Below are 412 nucleotides of genomic sequence, written 5' to 3'. Positions count from 1 at the left end.
GATCATACCTTGATAAAAAGATTGTACGTTCGTTGTAGCAGCGCCGCCGAAACTCAAGGATGCATCTTTCACATTCGCTAAAGCCAATGCATTGGAACCATCCCCTGAGAATCCTAAAGTTGCCCTACCGTCTGCAGTGGCTGCTCCCGATGCAGCAATGTGATCAAGATTTCTCATGATATCATCATGTACTTTTAGTCGCTGAGCTGCTCCTTTGATGGAACCTTCCGTAATTTCTGTTGTTCCACGTGCGTAAGTGAAGAAGTCGATTCCAAGTCCACCATTCGCTTTTTCACCCTCAGAGATTTCTGATAGACTCCATCCATCGCTATGCACTTTATTAAATTCTTGCGTAAATGTGTACACCATTTGATCTAACTGTGCCATCATCTCTGGGAAAAGACCCTTTTCG

General features: G+C 44.2%; 1 protein-coding gene. It reads right to left on the bottom strand.

Annotated features, from left to right (window positions below):
* Positions 1-412 (bottom strand): hypothetical protein (locus AOA62_RS31910; RefSeq protein ID WP_218244201.1); only part of this gene is annotated, 412 nt, incomplete at both ends.

This window comes from Pseudomonas sp. 2995-3 (assembly GCF_002742565.1).
GTDB lineage: Bacteria > Pseudomonadota > Gammaproteobacteria > Pseudomonadales > Pseudomonadaceae > Aquipseudomonas > Aquipseudomonas edaphica.
The sequence above is the reverse complement of the archived record's forward strand: the minus strand, read 5'-3'. Positions and strand labels throughout refer to the sequence as shown.